The organism is Ligilactobacillus sp. 110_WCHN (assembly GCF_030518115.1).
Taxonomy (GTDB): Bacteria; Bacillota; Bacilli; order Lactobacillales; family Lactobacillaceae; genus Ligilactobacillus; species Ligilactobacillus aviarius_C.
Genome location: NZ_JAULLI010000044.1, coordinates 1 through 1,619, shown reverse-complemented (window position 1 = coordinate 1,619; position 1,619 = coordinate 1). Strand labels below are relative to the sequence as shown.

Sequence of the window (1,619 nt, the reverse complement as noted above, 5' to 3'; positions counted from 1 at the left end):
AACATTTGCGAAGTCAATTCGCTAGTAATTACGAGTCACAAACTTATAAATTGAGAGTTTGATCCTGGCTCAGGACGAACGCTGGCGGCGTGCCTAATACATGCAAGTCGAACGAGAATTTCTTACACCGAGTGCTTGCACTCACCGTAAGAAATTCGAGTGGCGGACGGGTGAGTAACACGTGGGTAACCTGCCCAAAAGAAGGGGATAACATTTGGAAACAAATGCTAATACCGTATAACCATGATGACCGCATGGTCATTATGTAAAAGGGTGGTTCTGCTATCGCTTTTGGATGGACCCGCGGCGTATTAACTAGTTGGTAGGGTAACGGCCTACCAAGGTGATGATACGTAGCCGAGTTGAGAGACTGATCGGCCACAATGGGACTGAGACACGGCCCATACTCCTACGGGAGGCAGCAGTAGGGAATCTTCCACAATGGGCGCAAGCCTGATGGAGCAACGCCGCGTGAATGAAGAAGGTCTTCGGATCGTAAAATTCTGTTGTTAGAGAAGAATATGAGTAATAGTAACTGATTATTCACTGACGGTATCTAACCAGCAAGTCACGGCTAACTACGTGCCAGCAGCCGCGGTAATACGTAGGTGGCAAGCGTTGTCCGGATTTATTGGGCGTAAAGGGAACGCAGGCGGTTTTTTAAGTCTGATGTGAAAGCCTTCGGCTTAACCGGAGATGTGCATTGGAAACTGGAAGACTTGAGTGCAGAAGAGGAGAGTGGAACTCCATGTGTAGCGGTGAAATGCGTAGATATATGGAAGAACACCAGTGGCGAAAGCGGCTCTCTGGTCTGTAACTGACGCTGAGGTTCGAAAGCATGGGTAGCGAACAGGATTAGATACCCTGGTAGTCCATGCCGTAAACGATGAATGCTAGGTGTTGGAGGGTTTCCGCCCTTCAGTGCCGCAGCTAACGCAATAAGCATTCCGCCTGGGGAGTACGACCGCAAGGTTGAAACTCAAAGGAATTGACGGGGGCCCGCACAAGCGGTGGAGCATGTGGTTTAATTCGAAGCAACGCGAAGAACCTTACCAGGTCTTGACATCTTTTGACCACCTAAGAGATTAGGTTTTCCCTTCGGGGACAAAATGACAGGTGGTGCATGGCTGTCGTCAGCTCGTGTCGTGAGATGTTGGGTTAAGTCCCGCAACGAGCGCAACCCTTGTTGTCAGTTGCCATCATTCAGTTGGGCACTCTGGCGAGACTGCCGGTGATAAACCGGAGGAAGGTGGGGATGACGTCAAGTCATCATGCCCCTTATGACCTGGGCTACACACGTGCTACAATGGACGATACAACGAGTCGCGAGACCGCGAGGTTAAGCTAATCTCTTAAAGTCGTTCTCAGTTCGGATTGCAGGCTGCAACTCGCCTGCATGAAGTCGGAATCGCTAGTAATCGCGGATCAGCATGCCGCGGTGAATACGTTCCCGGGCCTTGTACACACCGCCCGTCACACCATGAGAGTTTGTAACACCCAAAGCCGGTGGAGTAACCATTTGGAGCTAGCCGTCTAAGGTGGGACAGATGATTGGGGTGAAGTCGTAACAAGGTAGCCGTAGGAGAACCTGCGGCTGGATCACCTCCTTTCTAAGGAAT

1 rRNA gene is annotated in these 1,619 nt (G+C 50.6%); it reads left to right on the top strand.

The features are described 5' to 3' along the window. Positions 1-46: 46 nt before the first annotated feature. Positions 47-1,610 (top strand): 16S ribosomal RNA (locus tag Q3C15_RS08610). Positions 1,611-1,619 lie beyond the last annotated feature (9 nt).